This is a genomic window from Klebsiella sp. Ech2A (genome assembly GCF_030078455.1).
Classification (GTDB): Bacteria; Pseudomonadota; Gammaproteobacteria; order Enterobacterales; family Enterobacteriaceae; genus Klebsiella; species Klebsiella terrigena.
The window spans coordinates 1-18,054 of sequence record NZ_JAQGFU010000093.1; the positions used below are offsets into that span (position 1 = coordinate 1).

Annotated in this window: 19 protein-coding genes; 10 read left to right on the forward strand and 9 right to left on the reverse strand. The window is 58.0% G+C overall.

Annotation, left to right across the window (positions count from 1 at the left end; all coding sequences use genetic code 11):
- From pcaF to PFH44_RS16525, 3 genes are all read right to left on the reverse strand, one after another.
- The coding region (gene pcaF / locus PFH44_RS16515; RefSeq protein ID WP_283825561.1) for a 3-oxoadipyl-CoA thiolase at nt 1-1,077 on the reverse strand (1,077 nt) is incomplete at its 3' end.
- Between the two features lie 10 nt (nt 1,078-1,087).
- Entirely contained in the window at nt 1,088-1,744 is a 657-nt protein-coding gene (locus PFH44_RS16520) for a 3-oxoacid CoA-transferase subunit B (protein WP_045858467.1), read from the reverse strand.
- A gap of 10 nt (nt 1,745-1,754) precedes the next feature.
- A complete protein-coding gene (locus PFH44_RS16525; RefSeq protein ID WP_237376772.1) occupies nt 1,755-2,441 on the reverse strand; it encodes a 3-oxoacid CoA-transferase subunit A in 687 nt (228 codons plus the stop codon).
- Nucleotides 2,442-2,608: 167 nt separating this feature from the next.
- Here PFH44_RS16525 and PFH44_RS16530 point away from each other — a divergent pair, with 167 nt between their 5' ends.
- Nucleotides 2,609-3,415 carry an IclR family transcriptional regulator domain-containing protein gene (locus PFH44_RS16530; RefSeq protein WP_283825562.1) on the forward strand — a complete coding sequence of 269 codons (807 nt, stop codon included), beginning with the start codon at nt 2,609-2,611 and terminating at the stop codon, nt 3,413-3,415.
- Here the strand turns inward: PFH44_RS16530 and smrA are convergent.
- Nucleotides 3,412-3,975: a DNA endonuclease SmrA gene (gene smrA / locus PFH44_RS16535; RefSeq protein WP_283825563.1), complete on the reverse strand. Its 564-nt coding sequence runs from the start codon at nt 3,973-3,975 to the stop codon at nt 3,412-3,414. The two genes, PFH44_RS16530 and smrA, sit on opposite strands and share 4 nt — an antisense overlap.
- 455 nt (nt 3,976-4,430) lie before the next feature.
- The gene (locus PFH44_RS16540; RefSeq protein ID WP_283825564.1) at nt 4,431-4,697 is read right to left on the reverse strand and encodes a hypothetical protein; all 267 of its coding nucleotides are present in this window, start codon (nt 4,695-4,697) and stop codon (nt 4,431-4,433) included.
- A 128-nt stretch (nt 4,698-4,825) separates the two neighbouring features.
- On the opposite strand from PFH44_RS16540, the gene ogt reads away from it, so the two are divergent.
- The 3 genes from ogt (at nt 4,826) to uspE (ending at nt 7,376) form a co-directional block, all read left to right on the forward strand.
- Nucleotides 4,826-5,341, forward strand: coding sequence for a methylated-DNA--[protein]-cysteine S-methyltransferase (gene ogt, locus PFH44_RS16545; protein ID WP_133599599.1), 516 nt, complete (start codon nt 4,826-4,828; stop codon nt 5,339-5,341).
- Between the two features lie 195 nt (nt 5,342-5,536).
- Nucleotides 5,537-6,289 carry a fumarate/nitrate reduction transcriptional regulator Fnr gene (gene fnr, locus PFH44_RS16550; RefSeq protein WP_002903394.1) on the forward strand — a complete coding sequence of 251 codons (753 nt, stop codon included), beginning with the start codon at nt 5,537-5,539 and terminating at the stop codon, nt 6,287-6,289.
- Nucleotides 6,290-6,425: 136 nt separating this feature from the next.
- On the forward strand, nt 6,426-7,376 hold the full coding sequence (gene uspE / locus PFH44_RS16555) for a universal stress protein UspE (RefSeq protein WP_123708126.1): 951 nt from the start codon (nt 6,426-6,428) through the stop codon (nt 7,374-7,376).
- 137 nt (nt 7,377-7,513) lie between these two features.
- On the opposite strand, the gene PFH44_RS16560 is transcribed toward uspE, so the two are convergent.
- From PFH44_RS16560 to pntA, 3 genes are all read right to left on the reverse strand, one after another.
- Complete coding sequence (locus tag PFH44_RS16560; protein WP_045858482.1) at nt 7,514-7,702, reverse strand: YdiH family protein; 189 nt, start codon at nt 7,700-7,702, stop codon at nt 7,514-7,516.
- 162 nt (nt 7,703-7,864) lie between these two features.
- Complete coding sequence (gene pntB, locus PFH44_RS16565) at nt 7,865-9,253, reverse strand: Re/Si-specific NAD(P)(+) transhydrogenase subunit beta (protein ID WP_045858484.1); 1,389 nt, start codon at nt 9,251-9,253, stop codon at nt 7,865-7,867.
- 10 nt (nt 9,254-9,263) lie between these two features.
- Nucleotides 9,264-10,793, reverse strand: coding sequence for a Re/Si-specific NAD(P)(+) transhydrogenase subunit alpha (pntA, locus tag PFH44_RS16570; protein ID WP_045858486.1), 1,530 nt, complete (start codon nt 10,791-10,793; stop codon nt 9,264-9,266).
- A gap of 520 nt (nt 10,794-11,313) precedes the next feature.
- On the opposite strand from pntA, the gene ydgH reads away from it, so the two are divergent.
- From ydgH to folM, 3 genes are all read left to right on the forward strand, one after another.
- A complete protein-coding gene (gene ydgH / locus PFH44_RS16580) occupies nt 11,314-12,264 on the forward strand; it encodes a DUF1471 family protein YdgH (protein ID WP_045858488.1) in 951 nt (316 codons plus the stop codon).
- A 178-nt stretch (nt 12,265-12,442) separates the two neighbouring features.
- Nucleotides 12,443-13,825 carry an amino acid permease gene (locus PFH44_RS16585; protein ID WP_045858490.1) on the forward strand — a complete coding sequence of 461 codons (1,383 nt, stop codon included), beginning with the start codon at nt 12,443-12,445 and terminating at the stop codon, nt 13,823-13,825.
- A 36-nt stretch (nt 13,826-13,861) separates the two neighbouring features.
- A complete protein-coding gene (gene folM / locus PFH44_RS16590) occupies nt 13,862-14,587 on the forward strand; it encodes a dihydromonapterin reductase (RefSeq protein ID WP_076946823.1) in 726 nt (241 codons plus the stop codon).
- Here folM and PFH44_RS16595 read toward each other — a convergent pair.
- Nucleotides 14,584-14,919, reverse strand: a complete 336-nt coding sequence (locus PFH44_RS16595) for a GlpM family protein (protein ID WP_045858494.1) — start codon at nt 14,917-14,919, stop codon at nt 14,584-14,586. The genes folM and PFH44_RS16595 overlap by 4 nt on opposite strands.
- A 126-nt stretch (nt 14,920-15,045) precedes the next feature.
- Here PFH44_RS16595 and rstA point away from each other — a divergent pair, with 126 nt between their 5' ends.
- From rstA to tus, 3 genes are all read left to right on the forward strand, one after another.
- Nucleotides 15,046-15,762 carry a two-component system response regulator RstA gene (gene rstA / locus PFH44_RS16600; RefSeq protein WP_045858496.1) on the forward strand — a complete coding sequence of 239 codons (717 nt, stop codon included), beginning with the start codon at nt 15,046-15,048 and terminating at the stop codon, nt 15,760-15,762.
- Nucleotides 15,763-15,777: 15 nt separating this feature from the next.
- Nucleotides 15,778-17,079 (forward strand): two-component system sensor histidine kinase RstB, encoded by a 1,302-nt coding sequence (rstB, locus tag PFH44_RS16605; protein WP_283825565.1) that lies wholly within the window; start codon nt 15,778-15,780, stop codon nt 17,077-17,079.
- 72 nt (nt 17,080-17,151) lie between these two features.
- On the forward strand, nt 17,152-18,054 hold a 903-nt coding region (tus, locus tag PFH44_RS16610; RefSeq protein ID WP_283825566.1), incomplete at its 3' end, for a DNA replication terminus site-binding protein.

Sequence of the window (18,054 nt, forward strand, 5' to 3'; positions counted from 1 at the left end):
GCCCAGCGGATGGCCTAAGGCAATCGCCCCGCCGTTGGGGTTAACGTGCGCGGCGTCGTCGGCCAGGCCTAAATCGCGCGTCACCGCCAGCGCCTGGGCGGCAAAGGCTTCGTTCAGTTCAATCACGTCCATCTGCGCCAGCGTCAGCCCGGTCAGCGCCAGCACTTTACGTACTGCCGGAGCCGGACCGAAGCCCATAATTCTTGGCGCGACCCCGGCGGTCGCCACCCCGACAACGCGCGCCAGCGGCTGCAGGTCGTTCGCCGTCAGCGCCTGCTCGCTGGCCAGCAGCAGCGCGCAGGCCCCGTCGTTGACCCCGGACGCGTTGCCGGCGGTCACCGAAACGTCGGCGCGCACCACGCCTTTTAGCTTCGCCAGCGCCTCCAGCGAGGTGCTGCGCGGGTGCTCATCGCGGGTAAACAGCAGCGGCTCGCCCTTACGCTGCGGGATCGAGACCGCAATCAGCTCATCGGCAAAGCGCCCGGCCTCCTCGGCCTCGGCGGTTCGCCGCTGGCTGCGCAGGGCGAAGGCGTCCTGGTCCGCGCGCGAAATCGCGAAATCAGCGGCCACGTTTTCGGCGGTTTCCGGCATCGAATCGACGCCGTACAGTGCCTTCATCCGCGCGTTGATAAAGCGCCAGCCGATAGTGGTATCTTCAATCTGCATGCTGCGGCTATAGGCATTTTCGGCTTTGCCCATGACGAAGGGCGCGCGCGACATGCTCTCTACTCCGCCGGCAATCATCAGCTGAGTCTCGCCGCTTTTGATTGCCCGCGCTGCGACGCCGATCGCATCAAGGCTCGAGCCGCACAGGCGGTTAATGGTGCTGCCCGGAACCGTTTCCGGAAGTCCGGCCAGCAGCAGGGCCATGCGCGCGACGTTGCGGTTATCCTCGCCGGCCTGGTTTGCACAGCCGTAAATCACGTCATCGATGCGCGAAGGATCCAGTCCCGGATTGCGCCCCAGCAGCGCCTTCAGCGGCAGCGCGCCTAAATCATCGGCGCGCATCGGCGCCAGGGTGCCCGCAAAACGACCGAAGGGTGTACGCACCGCATCACAGATAAATGCCTGATTCATCATAGGTTCCTTACGCGCTTTTCGCCAGATGTTCGAAGGTCAACGCCACCGGAGTGATGCGCTGCAGCTCCTCAAAAGAGAGGCCGTTGAAGAGCTCCCGCACCACCGGGCCGCCGGGGGTGATATCGATGACCGCGAGATCGGTGTAAATTCGGCTGACGCAGCCAACGCCGGTCAGCGGATAGCTGCAGTGCTCGACCAGCTTGCACTCGCCGTCGCGGGTCAGATGATCCATCATCACGAAGACCTGACGGGCGCCGATAGCCAGGTCCATCGCCCCGCCTACGGCCGGGATCGCGTCCGGCGCGCCGGTACTCCAGTTGGCCAGATCGCCGCGGGCAGAGACCTGATAGGCTCCGAGCACGCAGATATCGAGGTGGCCGCCGCGCATCATGGCAAAGGAGTCGCCGTGGTGGAAGAAACAGCCGCCTTTGAGCAGCGTGACGTACTCTTTTCCGGCGTTAATCAGCTCCGGGTCCTCTTCGCCGGGCTGCGGCCTGCCGCCCATGCCCAGCAGGCCGTTTTCACTGTGCAGGAACACCTCTTTATCCGCGGGCAGATAGTTGGCGATGCGGGTCGGTAAACCGATACCGAGGTTCACATAGGCCCCTTCCGGGATATCGCGCGCCACGCGCTGGGCCATTTCATCACGAGTTAATTTTTGCATCGCTGGCTCCTCAGGCGCTTTGCGCGGTAACGGTGTTTTCCAGCGAGAAGACGCGCTGGACAAAAATCCCCGGAGTAATGATATTTTCCGGATCCAGTTCGCCGAGGGTGACCAGGCGGGAGACCTCAGCGATGGTGGTTTTGGCGGCGGTCGCCATAATCGGGCCAAAGTTGCGCGCCGCTTTGCGGTACACCAGGTTGCCCCAGCGGTCGGCGTGATGGGCCTTGATCAGCGCAAAATCGGCCTTAATCGGATATTCGAGCACGTAGTGGCGCCCGTCGATTTCGCGGGTCTCTTTGCCTTCCGCCAGCGGCGTGCCGTAGCCGGTCGGGGTAAATACCGCCCCCAGCCCGGCGCCGGCGGCCTGGATTCTGGCGGCCAGATTGCCCTGCGGAACCAGCTCCAGCTCAACCTTGCCGCGGCGGTAGAGGTCGTCAAAAATCTGCGAGTCAACCTGACGCGGGAAAGAGCAGATCATCTTGCTCACCCGTCCGGCCTTCAGCAGCGCCGCCAGGCCCACCTCACCGTTGCCCGCGTTGTTGTTGATAATGGTTAGGTCGCGGGCGCCCTGCTCAATCAGGGCATCAATCAGGTACGTTGGCTGACCGGCGGGACCAAAACCGCCGATCATGATGGTCGCGCCGTCGTGGATCCCGGCGATGGCATCGCTTAGCGTCGACACGCTTTTATCAATCATCAGGTCGCTCCTTTATGTGCGGTAATCGCACTTATATACGTTGTTCGCACAAAATGTGACCCGCTTAACGATGTTGGTCAAGGGCGATAATCGAAATATGGTGCGATAATCGAACATCGTATATCTTTAGCGAAAGAATGTGATCGATGGCAAATATGGAGAACAAAATGGAGAAACATCCAGACGATTTACTGACCGGCGATAGCGACCCGTTTAAGGGCGATCCGAACTTTATGGCCTCGCTGGCACGCGGGCTGGAGGTGATTCAGGCCTTCACCCCGCAGCGCCCGGTGCTGTCGATCTCACAGATCAGCCAGAAAACCGGTATTCCGCGCGCGGCGGTGCGCCGCTGCCTCTATACGCTGGGCAAGCTGGGGTTTGTCTACGCTGAAGATGGCAAGAATTTTCAGCTGCGTCCGCGCATCCTTGCCCTCGGCCACGCCTGGCTGGCCTCAACCCCGCTGGCGCGTTCGGCCCAGCCGGTGCTCAAGCATCTGAGCGAAATGCTTAACGAGTCCTGCTCCATCGCCACCCTCGACGGCGACGATATTCTCTACATTGCCCGCGCCTCCAGCTCGCGCATTATGACTATCGATCTGGATATTGGCAGCCGGCTGCCGGCCTGGGCCACCTCGATGGGCCGGGTGCTGTTGAGCCATCAGCCGGAGGAGAAGCTGAACGATATGCTGGGCCGGGTGACGATGATTCGCTATACCCCGCAGACGGTGGATTCGGTGAATAAGCTGCGCGCCGAGCTCAGGCGCGTCCACCAGCAGGGCTATGCGCTGAACGATCAGGAGCTGGAGATGGGTCTGCGCTCGCTGGCGGTGCCGCTGTTTAACCCGCAGGGACAGGTTCAGGCGGCGCTGAACGTCGGCGTCCATGCCGGGCAGGTTTCGACCCGCGAAATGCTGGAGCGGGTGCTGCCCGAGCTGCAAAAAGCGGCCCGGGAGCTGACGCTGCTGCTGCGCTAGCGGCTACGTTTGGCGTGGCGCTCCCAGTTTTCCTGCTTTGCCTCGGCCGATTTGCGCAGGGCGACGTAGCACGCCCCGCTGCCGCCGTGATGGGCGGAGGCGACGCAAAACGCCTGTACCTCGGGAAGCTCTTCCAGCCAGCGCGCCAGGTAGCTGCGGATAATATTGGGGTGAGCGTTGTCGTCGCGCCCTTTGCCGTGAACAATCAGCACGTTGCGCAGCGACTCCTTCTGCGCCTGGACCACAAAGGCAAACAGCATTTGCCGACACTTCTCGACCGGCTGGCGCAGCAGATTGAGGCTCGCCTGCTGGCTGTATTTCCCCAGCCGCAGCTTATCGAGCACGCCGCTTTGTAACCCCTCGCGCCTGAACTCCAGCGGCGTTGCCAGCGGCAGCACGTCGAGGTAGCCGGTGGTCAAAAAGTTATCCAGCTGCAGCGCGTCGATGCGCTGCGGGGGGCGGGCGTGGCGCTCGGGATGCCACAGCACGTCGTTGCCGCTCTTCAGCGGCTGGACATCCTCCATGGCATCCAGAAATAGCGATTTGTCATCAAGGTTCATCAGCACTCCTCCGGCGACTATCGGAGGCTACTATAGCCGTCGCACCGCGCGCCCTCAACGCGTTTGTCGCCGGTCACGGCAGCGGTGGCGCATCCCGCGCCCGTAGCCACCTGCACTCAGCCCGCGCGATCGCCGCGGTGAATATACGCGATGCCAAAGGAAGTGCCTGAAAATAAGGGCCGGATTGCTGAACGGGTGTATGACGGAGGGGAATAACAGGTCGGCAAGCGATCGCTGTCAATACGCTTGCCGGACCTGCTGAGGCACCTAAAAATGTTTTTTCTTTAAGTGCATATCTTTCATTAGCTTATAAAGCGACTCGAACATAAGAGAGACAGCATTTAACAGCAACCCACTGATAATCAATATCAAAACGCCAGTTAGTATATATTGCATACCATCACCTTTCACGTTAATGAAAAAAGCCAGCACTAGCGTGCTGGCAAATAATTGACTCAAGGAATGCCTGTATAGCGTGTTGCGGCGTCGAGTGCCTCCCGATGAATTAGCCAGCCCAAACTAATCCGCGTGCGTATGACAAACTGCATAGAGAGATGAACTGAACGCTCCTCCGCATAGGGGAATTTACCGCCCGGAGAAAGTAGCAAAATCCATTCACACCCGCGCGGCGTAATTAATACAAAATTAAATACCGCGGGGCCCGCTGCGATTTGGTTTTGCTTCAGCCCTGCAGGCAGTTGCAAAATGGAAAACATACTCATAGATTCGCCCCTTCAGCCACGCCGCTCGCCGTTCACCTTTATGGAGTATAGTTGCCCGCCAGGATGACGTGATATCTTGTGTTCAGGCTGCAGTAATAATCATTTGAATCAGGTAATAAGGAAAAACGATGCTGATACTGCTTCAGGACAAAATCGACACCCCGGTCGGGCCGCTATGGATCATTTGCGACGAGCAGTTCCATCTGCGAGCCGTTGAGTGGGAGGAGCACAGCGCGCGGATGGAGCAGCTGCTGGAGCTGCACTATCGCCATGAAGGGTATCAGCGCGTGGATTCTCGGGACCCGGGCGGGCTGAGCAGCAGGCTCGGCGACTATTTCGCCGGCGACCTTGCGGTTATCGAAACGCTGCCGACGGCAACGGCGGGCACCCCGTTTCAACGCGAGGTCTGGAAAACGCTGCGTACCATCCCCTGCGGCCAGGTCATGCACTACGGTCAGCTGGCGGAGGCATTAGGTCGGCCCGGCGCCGCGCGGGCGGTCGGAGCGGCCAACGGCTCTAATCCGGTCAGTATCGTGGTGCCCTGCCACCGCGTTATCGGACGTAACGGCACCATGACCGGCTACGCGGGCGGCGTGCAGCGTAAAGAGTGGTTATTGCGCCATGAGGGGTATTTGCTTCTTTGACCGTAAGTGCCTTTTATGGGAAGCATCCGGCAACTTTACAATCAAATATGCTCAGACATCTTATTTCTTATCAATGAGATAAAAGGGGTAATCGCTTTCCCCTTTTAATATTACGTGTTTCATCGGTTCGAGGCTTACCTGCTCACCAAAAAGATGTTAAAATTGACCAATATCAATTAAGGCTTGAGCAGACTTATGATCCCGGAAAAGAGAATTATACGACGCATTCAGTCTGGCGGTTGTGCAATCCATTGTCAGGATTGCAGCATCAGCCAGCTTTGCATCCCTTTTACTCTGAACGAGCACGAGCTTGATCAGCTTGATAATATCATCGAGCGAAAAAAGCCTATCCAGAAAGGACAGACCCTGTTCAAAGCCGGCGATGAGCTGAAGTCGCTGTACGCCATTCGTTCAGGCACCATCAAAAGCTACACCATCACCGAACAGGGCGACGAGCAGATTACCGGCTTCCACCTGGCGGGTGATTTGGTGGGTTTTGACGCGATCGGCACCGGTCTCCACCCGAGCTTTGCTCAGGCGCTGGAAACCTCAATGGTCTGCGAAATTCCCTTCGAAACCCTGGACGACCTCTCAGGCAAGATGCCGAATCTGCGTCAGCAGATGATGCGCCTGATGAGCGGCGAGATCAAAGGCGATCAGGATATGATCCTGCTGCTTTCCAAAAAGAACGCCGAGGAGCGCCTGGCGGCCTTTATCTACAATCTTTCTCGTCGTTTTGCCCAGCGCGGCTTCTCGCCTCGTGAGTTCCGTCTGACCATGACCCGTGGCGATATCGGTAACTATCTCGGCCTGACCGTAGAAACCATCAGCCGCCTGCTGGGTCGTTTCCAGAAAAGCGGCATGCTGGCGGTTAAAGGTAAATATATCACCATCGAAAACAGCGACCTCCTCGCCCAGCTGGCTGGTCAGGCGCGCAACGTCGCCTGATAGCCCGATCCCTTCGCCAGATCGCTAATTTTTTTCTTATTTGTTGATCTGGCCAGGGTCATCCCCTGTTTCAATTCATCTATATAGGTTATCTTTTTAATTACAGACTGCAGTTACAGTTGTAAGGAGACCCTGTATGGCAAAGTATCAGAACATGCTGGTAGTTATCGATCCTAACCAGGACGACCAGCCCGCACTGCGGCGCGCGGTATACCTACACCAACGGATTGGTGGCCGCATTAAAGCCTTTTTGCCGATCTATGATTTCTCATATGAGATGACAACCCTGCTGTCGCCAGACGAGCGAACGGCTATGCGCCAGGGCGTGATTAGCCAGCGCAGCGCCTGGATCAAGGAGCAGGCCCGGTTCTATATTGAGTCCGGGATCCCAATTGACATCAAGGTGGTATGGCACAACCGTCCCTTCGAAGCCATCATTCAGGAAATTATCAGCGACAAGCATGATTTAGTGCTGAAAATGGCGCACCAGCACGACAAGCTGGAAGCGGTCATATTCACCCCTACCGACTGGCACCTTCTGCGTAAGTGCCCGTGCCCGGTATGGATGGTTAAAGACCAGCCGTGGCCCGAGGGCGGCAGAGCGCTGGTGGCGGTCAACCTTGCCAGCGAAGAAAACTACCACGACTCCCTGAATGAGAAACTGGTCAAAGAGACGCTTGAGCTGGCGGAGCAGGTTAACCACACCGAGGTCCACCTGGTGGGCGCTTATCCGGTTACGCCTATCAATATCGCCATCGAGCTGCCTGATTTCGATCCCAGCATCTATAACGACGCAATTCGCGGCCAGCACCTGCTGGCGATGAAAACGCTGCGGCAAAAGTTTGCTATTGACGAGAGCCGCACCCACGTCGAGAAGGGTCTGCCGGAAGAGGTGATCCCCGATCTGTCCGAGCATCTGCAGGCGGGGATTGTTGTCCTGGGCACCATCGGGCGTACCGGACTGTCGGCGGCCTTCCTCGGCAACACCGCCGAGCAGGTGATCGACCATCTGCGCTGCGATCTGCTGGTGCTGAAACCCGATCAGTACAAAACGCCGGTTGAACTGGACGACGAAGACGACGACTGATCTCTGGTAGCCCAGCCGTCATCGCCAACTCCCCCGCCGCCGCGGGGGAGTTTTTTGCCCGCCACCTCGCACAGAGCGTAAAAAAGAGCCTTCCGGCCCCCTTCATCAGCTACGCATTGCGGGCTGAAGCGATACTTTTAGTGGATACCTAAGCGCCAGGCGTGGTCGATCTCTTCTCTCAGCTCAATGGAGGAGAGCGACATTAAATCGGCAAATTCCAGCTCGAGAAGTTTAAATTTTTTCAGGTACTGTGCGGGGGTTAAAGCTGTAGGGTCACGACGCAGAAATTCGATGGCCATTTGCGCGGGGGTCAATTCGGTATCCATAATATCCTCAGTGTGTTGAAAAAACGTCCCTATTATAGCACTCCGAGGCGATTAATTTATGAGCAATAAGCGGGCTGGCGCGCTATATAAAAAAGCCGTCTCAACGGAGACGGCTTCAGAAGCAAACGTTTTATAGCGGCATTGGTCCGCGCTCTTCAGGCATTACAGCGCTTTCAGAATCGCATCCACGCTGGCTTTGGCATCTCCAAACAGCATGTGGGTGTTCTCCTTGAAGAACAGCGGGTTCTGCACGCCGGCGTAGCCGGTGTTCATCGAACGTTTGAAGACCACCACGTTCTGCGCTTTCCAGACTTCCAGCACCGGCATACCGGCAATCGGACTTTTCGGATCGTCCTGCGCGGCCGGGTTAACGGTATCGTTGGCGCCGATAACCAGCACGGTGTCGGTGTCGGTGAAGTCGTCGTTGATTTCATCCATTTCCAGCACCACGTCGTACGGAACTTTGGCTTCCGCCAGCAGCACGTTCATATGCCCAGGCAGACGACCGGCAACCGGGTGAATACCGAAGCGCACCTTGATACCGCGAGCGCGCAGACGCTCGGTGATTTCCGCAACCGGATACTGAGCCTGGGCTACCGCCATCCCGTAGCCCGGGGTAATGATCACCGAGTGCGAGTTTTTCAGCATTTCAGCGGTATCTTCTGCGCTAATTTCACGGTGTTCGCCCACTTCATCATCGCTGCCGGACGAGGAACCATCGGTACCAAATCCGCCGGCAATGACGCTGAAGAAGGAGCGGTTCATGGCCTTACACATGATGTAGGACAGAATCGCACCGGAAGAACCGACCAGCGCACCGGTGACGATCAGCAGATCGTTGCTCAGCATAAAGCCCGCCGCCGCCGCTGCCCAGCCTGAGTAGGAGTTCAGCATCGATACCACTACCGGCATGTCCGCACCGCCGATGGAGGCCACCAGGTGCCAGCCAAACGCCAGAGCGATAACGGTCATCACCAGCAGCGCCAGAACCTGCGTCGCGGTGCTGTCCGTGCGCACAAAGGCCACCAGCAGCACAAAGGAGACGACCAGCGCCGCGAGGTTCAGCTTATGACGGTTCGGCAGCATCAGCGGCTTAGAGGACATCTTGCCGCACAGCTTGCCGAAGGCCACGATGGAGCCGGTAAAGGTCACCGCACCGATGAAGATGCCGAGGAACACTTCGGTCAGATGAATATTGACCAGAATCTGCTCCATGCCGGTTTCATGCTGCAGGTAGCTGTTAAAGCCCACCAGCACCGCCGCAAGGCCGACGAAGCTGTGCAGCACCGCCACCAGCTCCGGCATTTCGGTCATTTCTACTTTCTTCGCCAGACGGATACCGATGGCGCCACCGATAACCATCGCCAGCAGGATCCACGCGACGTTGCTGCTGTCCGGCCCCAGGATGGTGGCGATCAGCGCGATCGCCATCCCGGCAACGCCGAAGTAGTTGCCCTGCTGAGAGGACTCGTGTTTTGACAGCCCTGCGAGACTAAAAATAAAGAGGATCGCGGCAACAATGTATGCAGCTGTAACTAATCCACCAGACATTTGTTACCCCTTATCCTTTGCGGAACATTTTCAGCATGCGCTGAGTGACGGTGAAACCACCAAAAATATTAATGCTGGCGATCAGCACCGCGATAAAGCTCAGCACGCTGACCCAGCCGCCGTGGCCTATCTGCAGCAGCGCCCCGACAACGATAATCCCCGAGATGGCGTTTGTGACCGACATCAGCGGCGTATGCAGCGCGTGCGACACGTTCCACACCACGTAGTATCCGACCACGCAGGAGAGCGCAAAGACGGTAAAGTGGCCGAGGAACTCCTTCGGCGCCACGTTAGCCAGCCAGCCAAACAGGATAATCGCCAGCGCCATCAGCGCGTATTTGCGCCACGGCGAAACCGGTTTTTTCGCTTCAACAGGCGCTTCAACCTTCTTCGCGGCGGCCTGCGGCTGGGCGGAGACCTGAATCGGCGGCGCCGGCCAGGTCACTTCCCCGTCGCGAACAACCGTTACGCCACGTACCACAACGTCATCGAAATCGATGGCAATGTTGCCGTCCTTCTCTTTGCACAGCAGCTTGATCAGGTTGACCAGGTTGGTGCCGTAGAGCTGGGATGACTGGGTCGGCAGGCGGCCAGGCAGATCGGTATAGCCGATGATTCTCACCCCGTTGGCGGTGGTCACCACTTCGCCAGGCACGGTGTATTCACAGTTGCCGCCGTTCTGCGAGGCCAGATCGACCACCACGCTGCCGGAGGTCATCGAGTCGACCATTTCGCGGGTAATCAGCTTCGGCGCCGGTTTGCCGGGGATCAGCGCCGTGGTGACGATGATATCGACCTCTTTCGCCTGGGCGGCAAACAGCGCCATTTCGGCTTTAATAAAGGCTTCGGACATCACTTTGGCATAGCCGTCGCCGCTGCCCGCCTCCTCTTTAAAGTCCAGCTCAAGGAACTCGGCGCCCATGCTCTGCACCTGCTCTTTGACCTCCGGACGGGTGTCGAACGCGCGGACGATCGCCCCCAGGCTGTTGGCGGCGCCAATCGCGGCCAGGCCGGCAACGCCGGCGCCGATCACCATCACCTTGGCCGGCGGAACCTTGCCCGCGGCGGTGATCTGCCCGGTGAAGAAGCGGCCAAATTCGTGCGCGGCCTCGACGATGGCGCGATAGCCGGCAATGTTGGCCATCGAGCTTAAGGCATCCAGCGACTGGGCGCGCGAAATACGCGGCACCGAATCCATCGCCATCACGGTTACATTGCGGGCAGAGAGTTTTGCCAGCAGCTCCGGGTTCTGCGCCGGCCAGATAAAGCTCACCAGCGTGGTGCCCGGATTCAGTAAAGCAATTTCACTCTCGTCAGGCGCATTGACCTTGAGAATAACGGGCGACTGCCAAACTTCGGCGCCGTCCACAACCTCAGCGCCTGCCTGAGCAAACGCCTCGTCATCGAAACTTGCCAGCTGGCCCGCGCCGCTTTCAACTGCGACGGTAAAACCCAGCTTGAGCAGCTGCTCCACCGTTTTCGGCGTGGCCGCTACGCGGGTTTCATTGGCTAGCCGTTCTTTTGGTACCCCGATACGCATAGTTTTCCCTTTCATCGGTTTTTGATGATGGTTTTCTCTTCTGACAGCCGAGGATCCGCCGGCAAAACGCGCCGGCTCGGATATTCGACTGAAAAAATGAAACAGTAACAAACTTTTTATAACCTACTGAAAATACCGACTGTGATCTACTGCGATAAAACAGTATTTTTGATTTTATTGGTAAAACGCGCGACAAACTGCGTCAGGCAGCAATATTTACCTTAAATTTATAAGCGAGCCTGATAATTCGCTTAGCTTAAGCAGTAATACGCAATTAATCGCCAGCCAGAACATCGTATTAACATTACATTAACTTATTAAAGCGATATCGATTATCGATTTTGCTGGTCAAGCGGCTGTTTTTTCAACATATCGGAAAATGTTATATTATTGTGACGCGCGTTTCGGGCGGTTAGCAAAAATTGACGCAGACAGTCACTCCTTTTAAATGCAATAATCGAGCGTTTTCAGTCAACAACAATACCTGTACATGGTTTGCGCAAGGCAAAGGACTATTTTTATGAATCTTAAGAACTCACTCCTGGCGTCTGCTCTCCTGGCTACGACCGCGCTGTCTGCCCACGCAGCGACCGAGCTGACTCCGGAGCAGGCGGCGGCGCTGAAGCCCTACGATCGCGTGGTCATCACCGGCCGTTTTACTGCGATTGGCGATGCGGTTAAGGCGGTCTCCCGCAAGGCCGACAAAGACGGCGCAGCCTCCTTTTATGTTGTCGACACCTCAGACTATGGCAACAGCGGCAACTGGCGCGTAACGGCAGATCTTTATAAAGACAACGCCCAGCAGGCCGATGCCCCAAAAAATCGCATGATTAATGGGATCATGGAGCTGCCGAAAGACCAGGCCGTTGAGCTGGAACCGTTTGACACCGTGACCGTGCAGGGCTTCTATCGCAGCCAGCCTGAAGTTAACGATGCCATCACCAAAGCGGCGAAAGCAAAAGGCGCGGCCTCTTTCTTCATCGTTCGTCAGGTGGATGCTAACCAGGGCGGCAACCAGCGCATCACCGCTTATGTTTATAAAGCCGATGCCAAAAAACGCGTTCTGCAAAGTCCGGACGCGATTCCCGCCGATTCTCAAGCCGGGCGCGCAGCGCTGGCTGAAGGCGGCGCCGCGGCTAAAAACGTGGAAATCCCCGGCGTGGCAACCACCGCAGCCGTCGGCTCCGGTACCGGCGTAGGCCGCTTCTTCGAAACGCAGTCCTCAAAAGGCGGACGTTACACCGTCACGCTTCCTGACGGCACGAAGATTGAAGAAGTGAACAAGATCACCGCGGCGCAGATGGCCCCGTTCGATAGCATTAAGTTCACCGGTAACTACGGCAATATGACCGAAGTTTCCTACCAGGTGGCCAAACGTGCGGCGAAGAAAGGCGCGAAGTATTACCACATCACCCGCCAGTGGCAGGAACGCGGTGGCAACATGACCATCAGCGCCGACCTGTATAAATAACGATACCTCAGCTGAACAAAAAGGCGGCGCTTTGCCGCCTTTTTTCTTTTTTTCATCCGCCGCCATTGCATGCGCACAAGACACTCCGTAAAATCCCGCGCCTTAGCGTAATCGTCCATTTTATGCGATTTAGCCAAATAAATATTCTTTACTTCACGGTTGTCATTTCGGGATTGCAATGGAAAAGAGACTGGGCCTCAGCGCCCTGACCGCCCTGGTTCTCAGCTCAATGCTGGGCGCAGGCGTATTCAGTTTGCCGCAAAATATGGCCGCCGTGGCCAGCCCGTCCGCCCTGCTGATCGGCTGGGCCATTACCGGCGTGGGCATTTTATTCCTCGCCTTCGCCATGCTCCTGCTGACCCGCATTCGCGCCGACCTCGACGGCGGTATTTTTACCTATGCGCGCGAAGGATTTGGCGAGCTGGTGGGCTTCTGCTCTGCCTGGGGCTACTGGCTGTGCGCGGTCATCGCCAACGTCTCATACCTGGTTATCGTCTTTGCGGCGCTAAGCTTCTTCACCGACGCTCCCGGCGCGATCGTTTTTGGCAATGGCAATACCTGGCAGGCAATCGTCGGGGCATCGGTTCTGCTGTGGGTGGTCCATTTTTTAGTGCTGCGCGGCGTGCAAACGGCGGCGGGCATCAACCTGGTCGCCACCCTGGCCAAGCTTATTCCGCTCGGCGCTTTTATCGTTCTGGCGGCGCTGGCCTTCCGTTTAAAGACCTTCACGCTTGATTTCAGCGGCCTGGCGCTCGGCGTGCCGGTGTGGGAGCAGGTGAAGAATACGATGCTGATCACCCTGTGGGTGTTTATCGGCGTCGAGGGCGCGGTGGTGGTATCGGCGCGCGCGCGAAATAAACGCGACGTTGGCCGCGCGACGCTGCTGGCCGTACTTTCGGCGCTGGTGGTTTATCTTCTGGTTACGCTGCTCTCGCTGGGGGTTGTCGCCCGTCCGGAGCTGGCGGAAATGCGTAATCCGTCGATGGCCGGACTGATGGTCAGAATGATGGGCTCCTGGGGCGAGGTGATCATCGCCGCCGGGCTGATCGTTTCCGTCTGCGGCGCCTATCTGAGCTGGACCATTATGGCGGCGGAAGTTCCCTGGCTGGCCGCTACCCACAAAGCGTTTCCGCGCCTGTTTGCCCGGCAAAATCGCCACAATGCGCCGTCTGCTTCGCTGTGGCTAACCAATATTAGCGTCCAGGCCTCGCTGGTGCTGATTTGGCTGACCGGCTCGGATTACGGTACCCTGCTCACCATCGCCTCCGAGATGATCCTCGTTCCCTATCTGCTCGTCGGCGCCTTCCTGCTGAAAATTGCCGCACGCCCGCTGCATAAGGCCGTGGGTATCGGGGCGTGCGCTTATGGCTTATGGTTATTATATGCGTCGGGCCCTGTGCATTTACTGCTGTCGGTGATACTTTACGCTCCGGGTCTTCTGGTTTTTCTGTACGCCCGCCGTACGCACCAGCACGATCGCATGCTCAAACGCCGTGAATTAGCCTTAATTGGTTTGTTGCTGGTTGCCGCCGTACCGGCAACGTGGATGCTGGTGGGGTAAGCGGTCGCCCCGTCGCGGAACTCAAAGGAGATACCCATGGCTGAACTACAGCCTCGCCCGGTCCTGATTACAGGTGGAGGTCGCCGAATCGGCCTCGCTCTGGCACAGCATTTTCTTCAGCAACAGCAGCCCGTCATCGTCAGCTATCGAACCCACTATCCGGCTATTGACGCGCTGCGTACGGCCGGCGCCGTTTGCCTGGAGGCGGATTTTAGCACCGACGACGGGATTTTAACCTTCGCCGAAGCGGTGAAGTCCCACGCCAGCGGCGGCCTGCGCGCCGTTATCCATAACGCCAGCGGCTGGATGGCGGAAAAGCCGGGGACGCCGCTCAGCACGGTGCTTGCCAGCATGATGCAAATTCACGTCAATGCGCCCTATCTGCTCAATCACGCCCTGGAAGCGCTGCTGCGCGGCCACGGCCACGCGGGCAGCGATATTATTCATATCACTGACTACGTGGTCGAGCGCGGCAGCGATAAGCACATCGCCTATGCCGCCAGTAAAGCGGCGCTGGATAATATGACCCGCTCCTTCGCCCGCAAGCTGGCGCCGGAAATAAAGGTCAACGCCATCGCTCCCTCGCTCATTATGTTTAATGAAGGCGACGATGCCGAATATCGCCTGCAGGCGCTGGATAAATCGCTGATGAAAATCACCGCAGGCGAAACGGAAATTATCGAACTGCTCGACTATCTGTTCAGCAGCCATTTCGTCACCGGCCGCTCCTTCGCCGTCGACGGCGGTCGCCACCTGCGCTAGTGGAAACGGCTCCAGCCGAGGATCAGCAGCCAGGCACACAGGCTCCAGCACACAACGGCGCCCGCCAGCGCGTAAGGCAGGCGCATCGTTGCGGTGAAGTACCAGAGCGACAGCAGGTAGATAAAATAGGGAATAATTGACCACATCCCAAATACGATGGTGGTGCGCAGGGCTTCAATCCCGCGCTCGCTGGCGACAATATAGTGAGCGATCAGGGCAAAGGTCGGAAATAGCGGAATAAGCCCGGCAATATAGTAATTTTTGGTTTTGGACAGTACGCCAATCAGTACCACCACCAGCGCCCCGAGCAGCGCTTTAATCAACAGCCCCATGCCTTTTGCCTTACATTTAAACAACAAGTTACGCCAGCATAGCGGAAGAACATTTGTTTATAAAAGAGTAATGGCGGGCAATTTGCTGGCGGTGTATGTTAAACCTTTTACATATACATATAAAATATGAATAAGATCGTGTTTGTTGAGGATGATCCGGAAGTTGGCGCGCTGATCGCCGCCTATCTGGGTAAGCATGATATGGACGTGGTGGTTGAACCACGCGGCGACCGGGCGGAAGAGGTTATTGCGCGAGAAAAACCCGATCTGGTGCTATTAGATATCATGCTGCCGGGCAAGGACGGGATGACGCTTTGCCGCGACCTGCGCGGGCAGTGGCAGGGCCCCATCGTGCTGCTGACCTCCCTTGATAGCGATATGAACCATATTTTGTCGCTGGAGATGGGCGCGAGCGATTATATTCTCAAAACCACCCCACCCGCCGTGCTGCTGGCGCGGCTGCGCCTGCATTTGCGTCAGCACGTTGCCGTTCCGCTCACCTCCGCGCCCGCCTCGCTGACGCCGCATAAAACCATCGCCTTTGGCTCACTCTCCATCGACCCGGTGAACCGCCAGGTGCTGCTCGCCGGCGACAGCGTCGCGCTCTCTACGGCGGATTTCGAACTGCTGTGGGAGCTTGCGACCCATGCGGGACAAATTATGGATCGCGATGCGCTGCTGAAAAACCTGCGCGGCGTCACCTACGACGGTATGGACCGCAGCGTCGACGTGGCCATTTCCCGCCTGCGTAAAAAGCTTCTCGATAGCGCAACGGAACCCTACCGGATCAAAACGGTGCGCAACAAAGGCTATCTGTTTGCCCCCCACGCCTGGGACAATTAATTAACGGGTCCGGCTATGAAAAAGCTGTTTGTGCAGTTTTACCTCCTGCTGTTCGTCTGCTTTCTGGTTATGACCATGCTGGTCGGCCTGGTGTATAAATTTACCGCCGAGCGTGCGGGCCGCCAGTCGCTGGACGATCTGATGAAAAGCTCGCTATATCTGATGCGCAGCGAGCTGCGGGAAATTCCGCCGCGCGACTGGAGCAAAACGCTCAAAGAGCTGGACCTCAACCTGTCGTTCGATCTGCATATTGAACCGCTGAGCAAATTCAAGCTGGCGGAGAGCTCAATGCAGCATCTGCGCGCCGGCGATATCGTCGCCCTCGATGATGAGTACACCTTTATTCAGCGCATTCCGCGCAGCCACTACGTGCTGTCGGTAGGTCCGGTCCCCTATCTCTACTTTTTGCATGAGATGCGCCTGCTGGACGTCGCGCTGATGGCCTTTATCGCCATTTCGCTGGCGTTCCCGGTCTTCGTCTGGATGCGCCCGCACTGGCAGGATATGCTGCGCCTCGAAACCGCCGCCCAGCGTTTCGGCGAGGGGCATTTTAGCGAGCGCATCCATTTCGATAGCATGTCCAGCTTTGAGCGGCTCGGCGTGGCCTTTAACCAGATGGCCGATAATATCAACGCCCTGATCGCCAGCAAAAAGCAGCTGATCGACGGCATTGCGCACGAGCTGCGCACGCCGCTGGTTCGCCTGCGCTACCGCCTTGAGATGAGTGAAAATCTCACCGCCGCCGAATCACAGGCCCTAAACCGCGATATCGGACAGCTGGAAGCCCTTATCGAAGAGCTGTTAACCTACGCCCGCCTTGACCGGCCGCAAAACGAGCTGAGCCTGACCACCCCCGACTTCCCGGCCTGGATTGCGGCCCACGTGGAGGATATTCAGATGGTTAACCCGCAGCGCAAGGTGACCCTTCACGAGGTGGTGGCCGGCGACTACGGCGCGCTGGATATGCGCCTGATGGAGCGCGTGCTTGATAATCTGGTCAACAACGCGCTGCGCTACAGCAGCCAGCGAATTCAGGTTAGCCTGACGCTGGCGGGATCGCGGGCGACGCTGCAGGTCAACGACGACGGTCCGGGCATCGACCCCGCCGAGCGCGAGCGCGTGTTTGAGCCGTTTGTCCGGCTTGACCCCAGCCGCGATCGGGCGACCGGCGGCTGCGGGCTCGGGCTAGCTATCGTCCACAGCATCGCCCAGGCGATGTCCGGCGAGGTGAGCTGCCGCACCAGCCCGCTGGGCGGCGCCTGCTTCAGCTTTAGCTGGCCTATCTACCACCAGCTGCCGAATTTTACCTCTGGCTGACCCCCTTGCGCAGGCGCTGCGGCCTGCGTATAGTTAAAAACCGATTAGTATGTTGTAACTAAGGTGGCGCAGATGGCAAATTACGACCTCGTTGAACGACTCAATGGCACCTTTCGCCAGCTTGAGCGGGAGCTGCAGGAGCTGAAGCTGGCGCTAAGCCGCTGTCGCCTGCTTGCCGCGCGGGTATTTGAGCTCCCGGCGGTGAGTAAAGACGCCGAACACGATCCGCTTGAGACGATTCAGGTCGTGCAGCATATCGGTAAAACGGCGCTGGAGATGGCCCTCAGGCACTACGGCCATCTGTTTATCCAGCAGCAATCGGAAAGCCGCAGCAGCAAGGCCGCGGTGCGCCTTCCCGGGACTATCTGCCTGCAAACCAGCGCCGAGGAGCAGGCCGACCTGCGGCAAAAAATCGCCAGCATCAACGCGCTAAAGGCCACCTTCGAAAAAATCATTACCGTCGATTCCGCCCTCCCCGCCGCGGCCCGCTTTGAGTGGGTGCATCGTCATCTGCCGGGATTAATCACCCTTAGCGCCTACCGCACGCTGACGCCGCTGTTCGATCCCAGCACCATCCGCTTTGGCTGGGCCAATAAGCACGTGATTAAGAATTTAACCCGCGATGCGGTGCTGATGCAGCTGGAAAAAAGCCTGCAGTCGCCCCGCGCGGTGCCGCCGTGGACGCGCGAGCAGTGGCAGAGCAAGCTGGAGCGGGAGTATCAGGATATTGCCGCCCTGCCACAGCGGGCAAAGCTGAAGATTAAGCGGCCGGTGAAAGTCCAGCCTATCGCCCGCGTCTGGTACGCCGGCGAGCAAAAGCAGGTGCAGTACGCCTGCCCTGGGCCGCTGATTACGCTGATATCCGGCACTCAGGGGGTCAGCGTACCGGATATTGGCGAGTTACTGAATTACGATGCCGACAACGTGCAGTATCGCTATAAACCCCAGGCGCAGTCGCTCAGATTACTGATCCCG

Bases quoted from the DNA above. Each gene is read 5' to 3' on its own strand.
- PFH44_RS16520 (WP_045858467.1), bottom strand. From the start codon at position 1,744: ATGCAAAAATTAACTCGTGATGAAATGGCCCAGCGCGTGGCGCGCGAT.
- PFH44_RS16525 (WP_237376772.1), bottom strand. From the start codon at position 2,441: ATGATTGATAAAAGCGTGTCGACGCTAAGCGATGCCATCGCCGGGATC.
- PFH44_RS16530 (WP_283825562.1), top strand. From the start codon at position 2,609: ATGGAGAAACATCCAGACGATTTACTGACCGGCGATAGCGACCCGTTT.
- smrA (WP_283825563.1), bottom strand. From the start codon at position 3,975: ATGAACCTTGATGACAAATCGCTATTTCTGGATGCCATGGAGGATGTC.
- PFH44_RS16540 (WP_283825564.1), bottom strand. From the start codon at position 4,697: ATGAGTATGTTTTCCATTTTGCAACTGCCTGCAGGGCTGAAGCAAAAC.
- ogt (WP_133599599.1), top strand. From the start codon at position 4,826: ATGCTGATACTGCTTCAGGACAAAATCGACACCCCGGTCGGGCCGCTA.
- fnr (WP_002903394.1), top strand. From the start codon at position 5,537: ATGATCCCGGAAAAGAGAATTATACGACGCATTCAGTCTGGCGGTTGT.
- uspE (WP_123708126.1), top strand. From the start codon at position 6,426: ATGGCAAAGTATCAGAACATGCTGGTAGTTATCGATCCTAACCAGGAC.
- PFH44_RS16560 (WP_045858482.1), bottom strand. From the start codon at position 7,702: ATGGATACCGAATTGACCCCCGCGCAAATGGCCATCGAATTTCTGCGT.
- pntB (WP_045858484.1), bottom strand. From the start codon at position 9,253: ATGTCTGGTGGATTAGTTACAGCTGCATACATTGTTGCCGCGATCCTC.
- pntA (WP_045858486.1), bottom strand. From the start codon at position 10,793: ATGCGTATCGGGGTACCAAAAGAACGGCTAGCCAATGAAACCCGCGTA.
- ydgH (WP_045858488.1), top strand. From the start codon at position 11,314: ATGAATCTTAAGAACTCACTCCTGGCGTCTGCTCTCCTGGCTACGACC.
- PFH44_RS16585 (WP_045858490.1), top strand. From the start codon at position 12,443: ATGGAAAAGAGACTGGGCCTCAGCGCCCTGACCGCCCTGGTTCTCAGC.
- folM (WP_076946823.1), top strand. From the start codon at position 13,862: ATGGCTGAACTACAGCCTCGCCCGGTCCTGATTACAGGTGGAGGTCGC.
- PFH44_RS16595 (WP_045858494.1), bottom strand. From the start codon at position 14,919: ATGGGGCTGTTGATTAAAGCGCTGCTCGGGGCGCTGGTGGTGGTACTG.
- rstA (WP_045858496.1), top strand. From the start codon at position 15,046: ATGAATAAGATCGTGTTTGTTGAGGATGATCCGGAAGTTGGCGCGCTG.
- rstB (WP_283825565.1), top strand. From the start codon at position 15,778: ATGAAAAAGCTGTTTGTGCAGTTTTACCTCCTGCTGTTCGTCTGCTTT.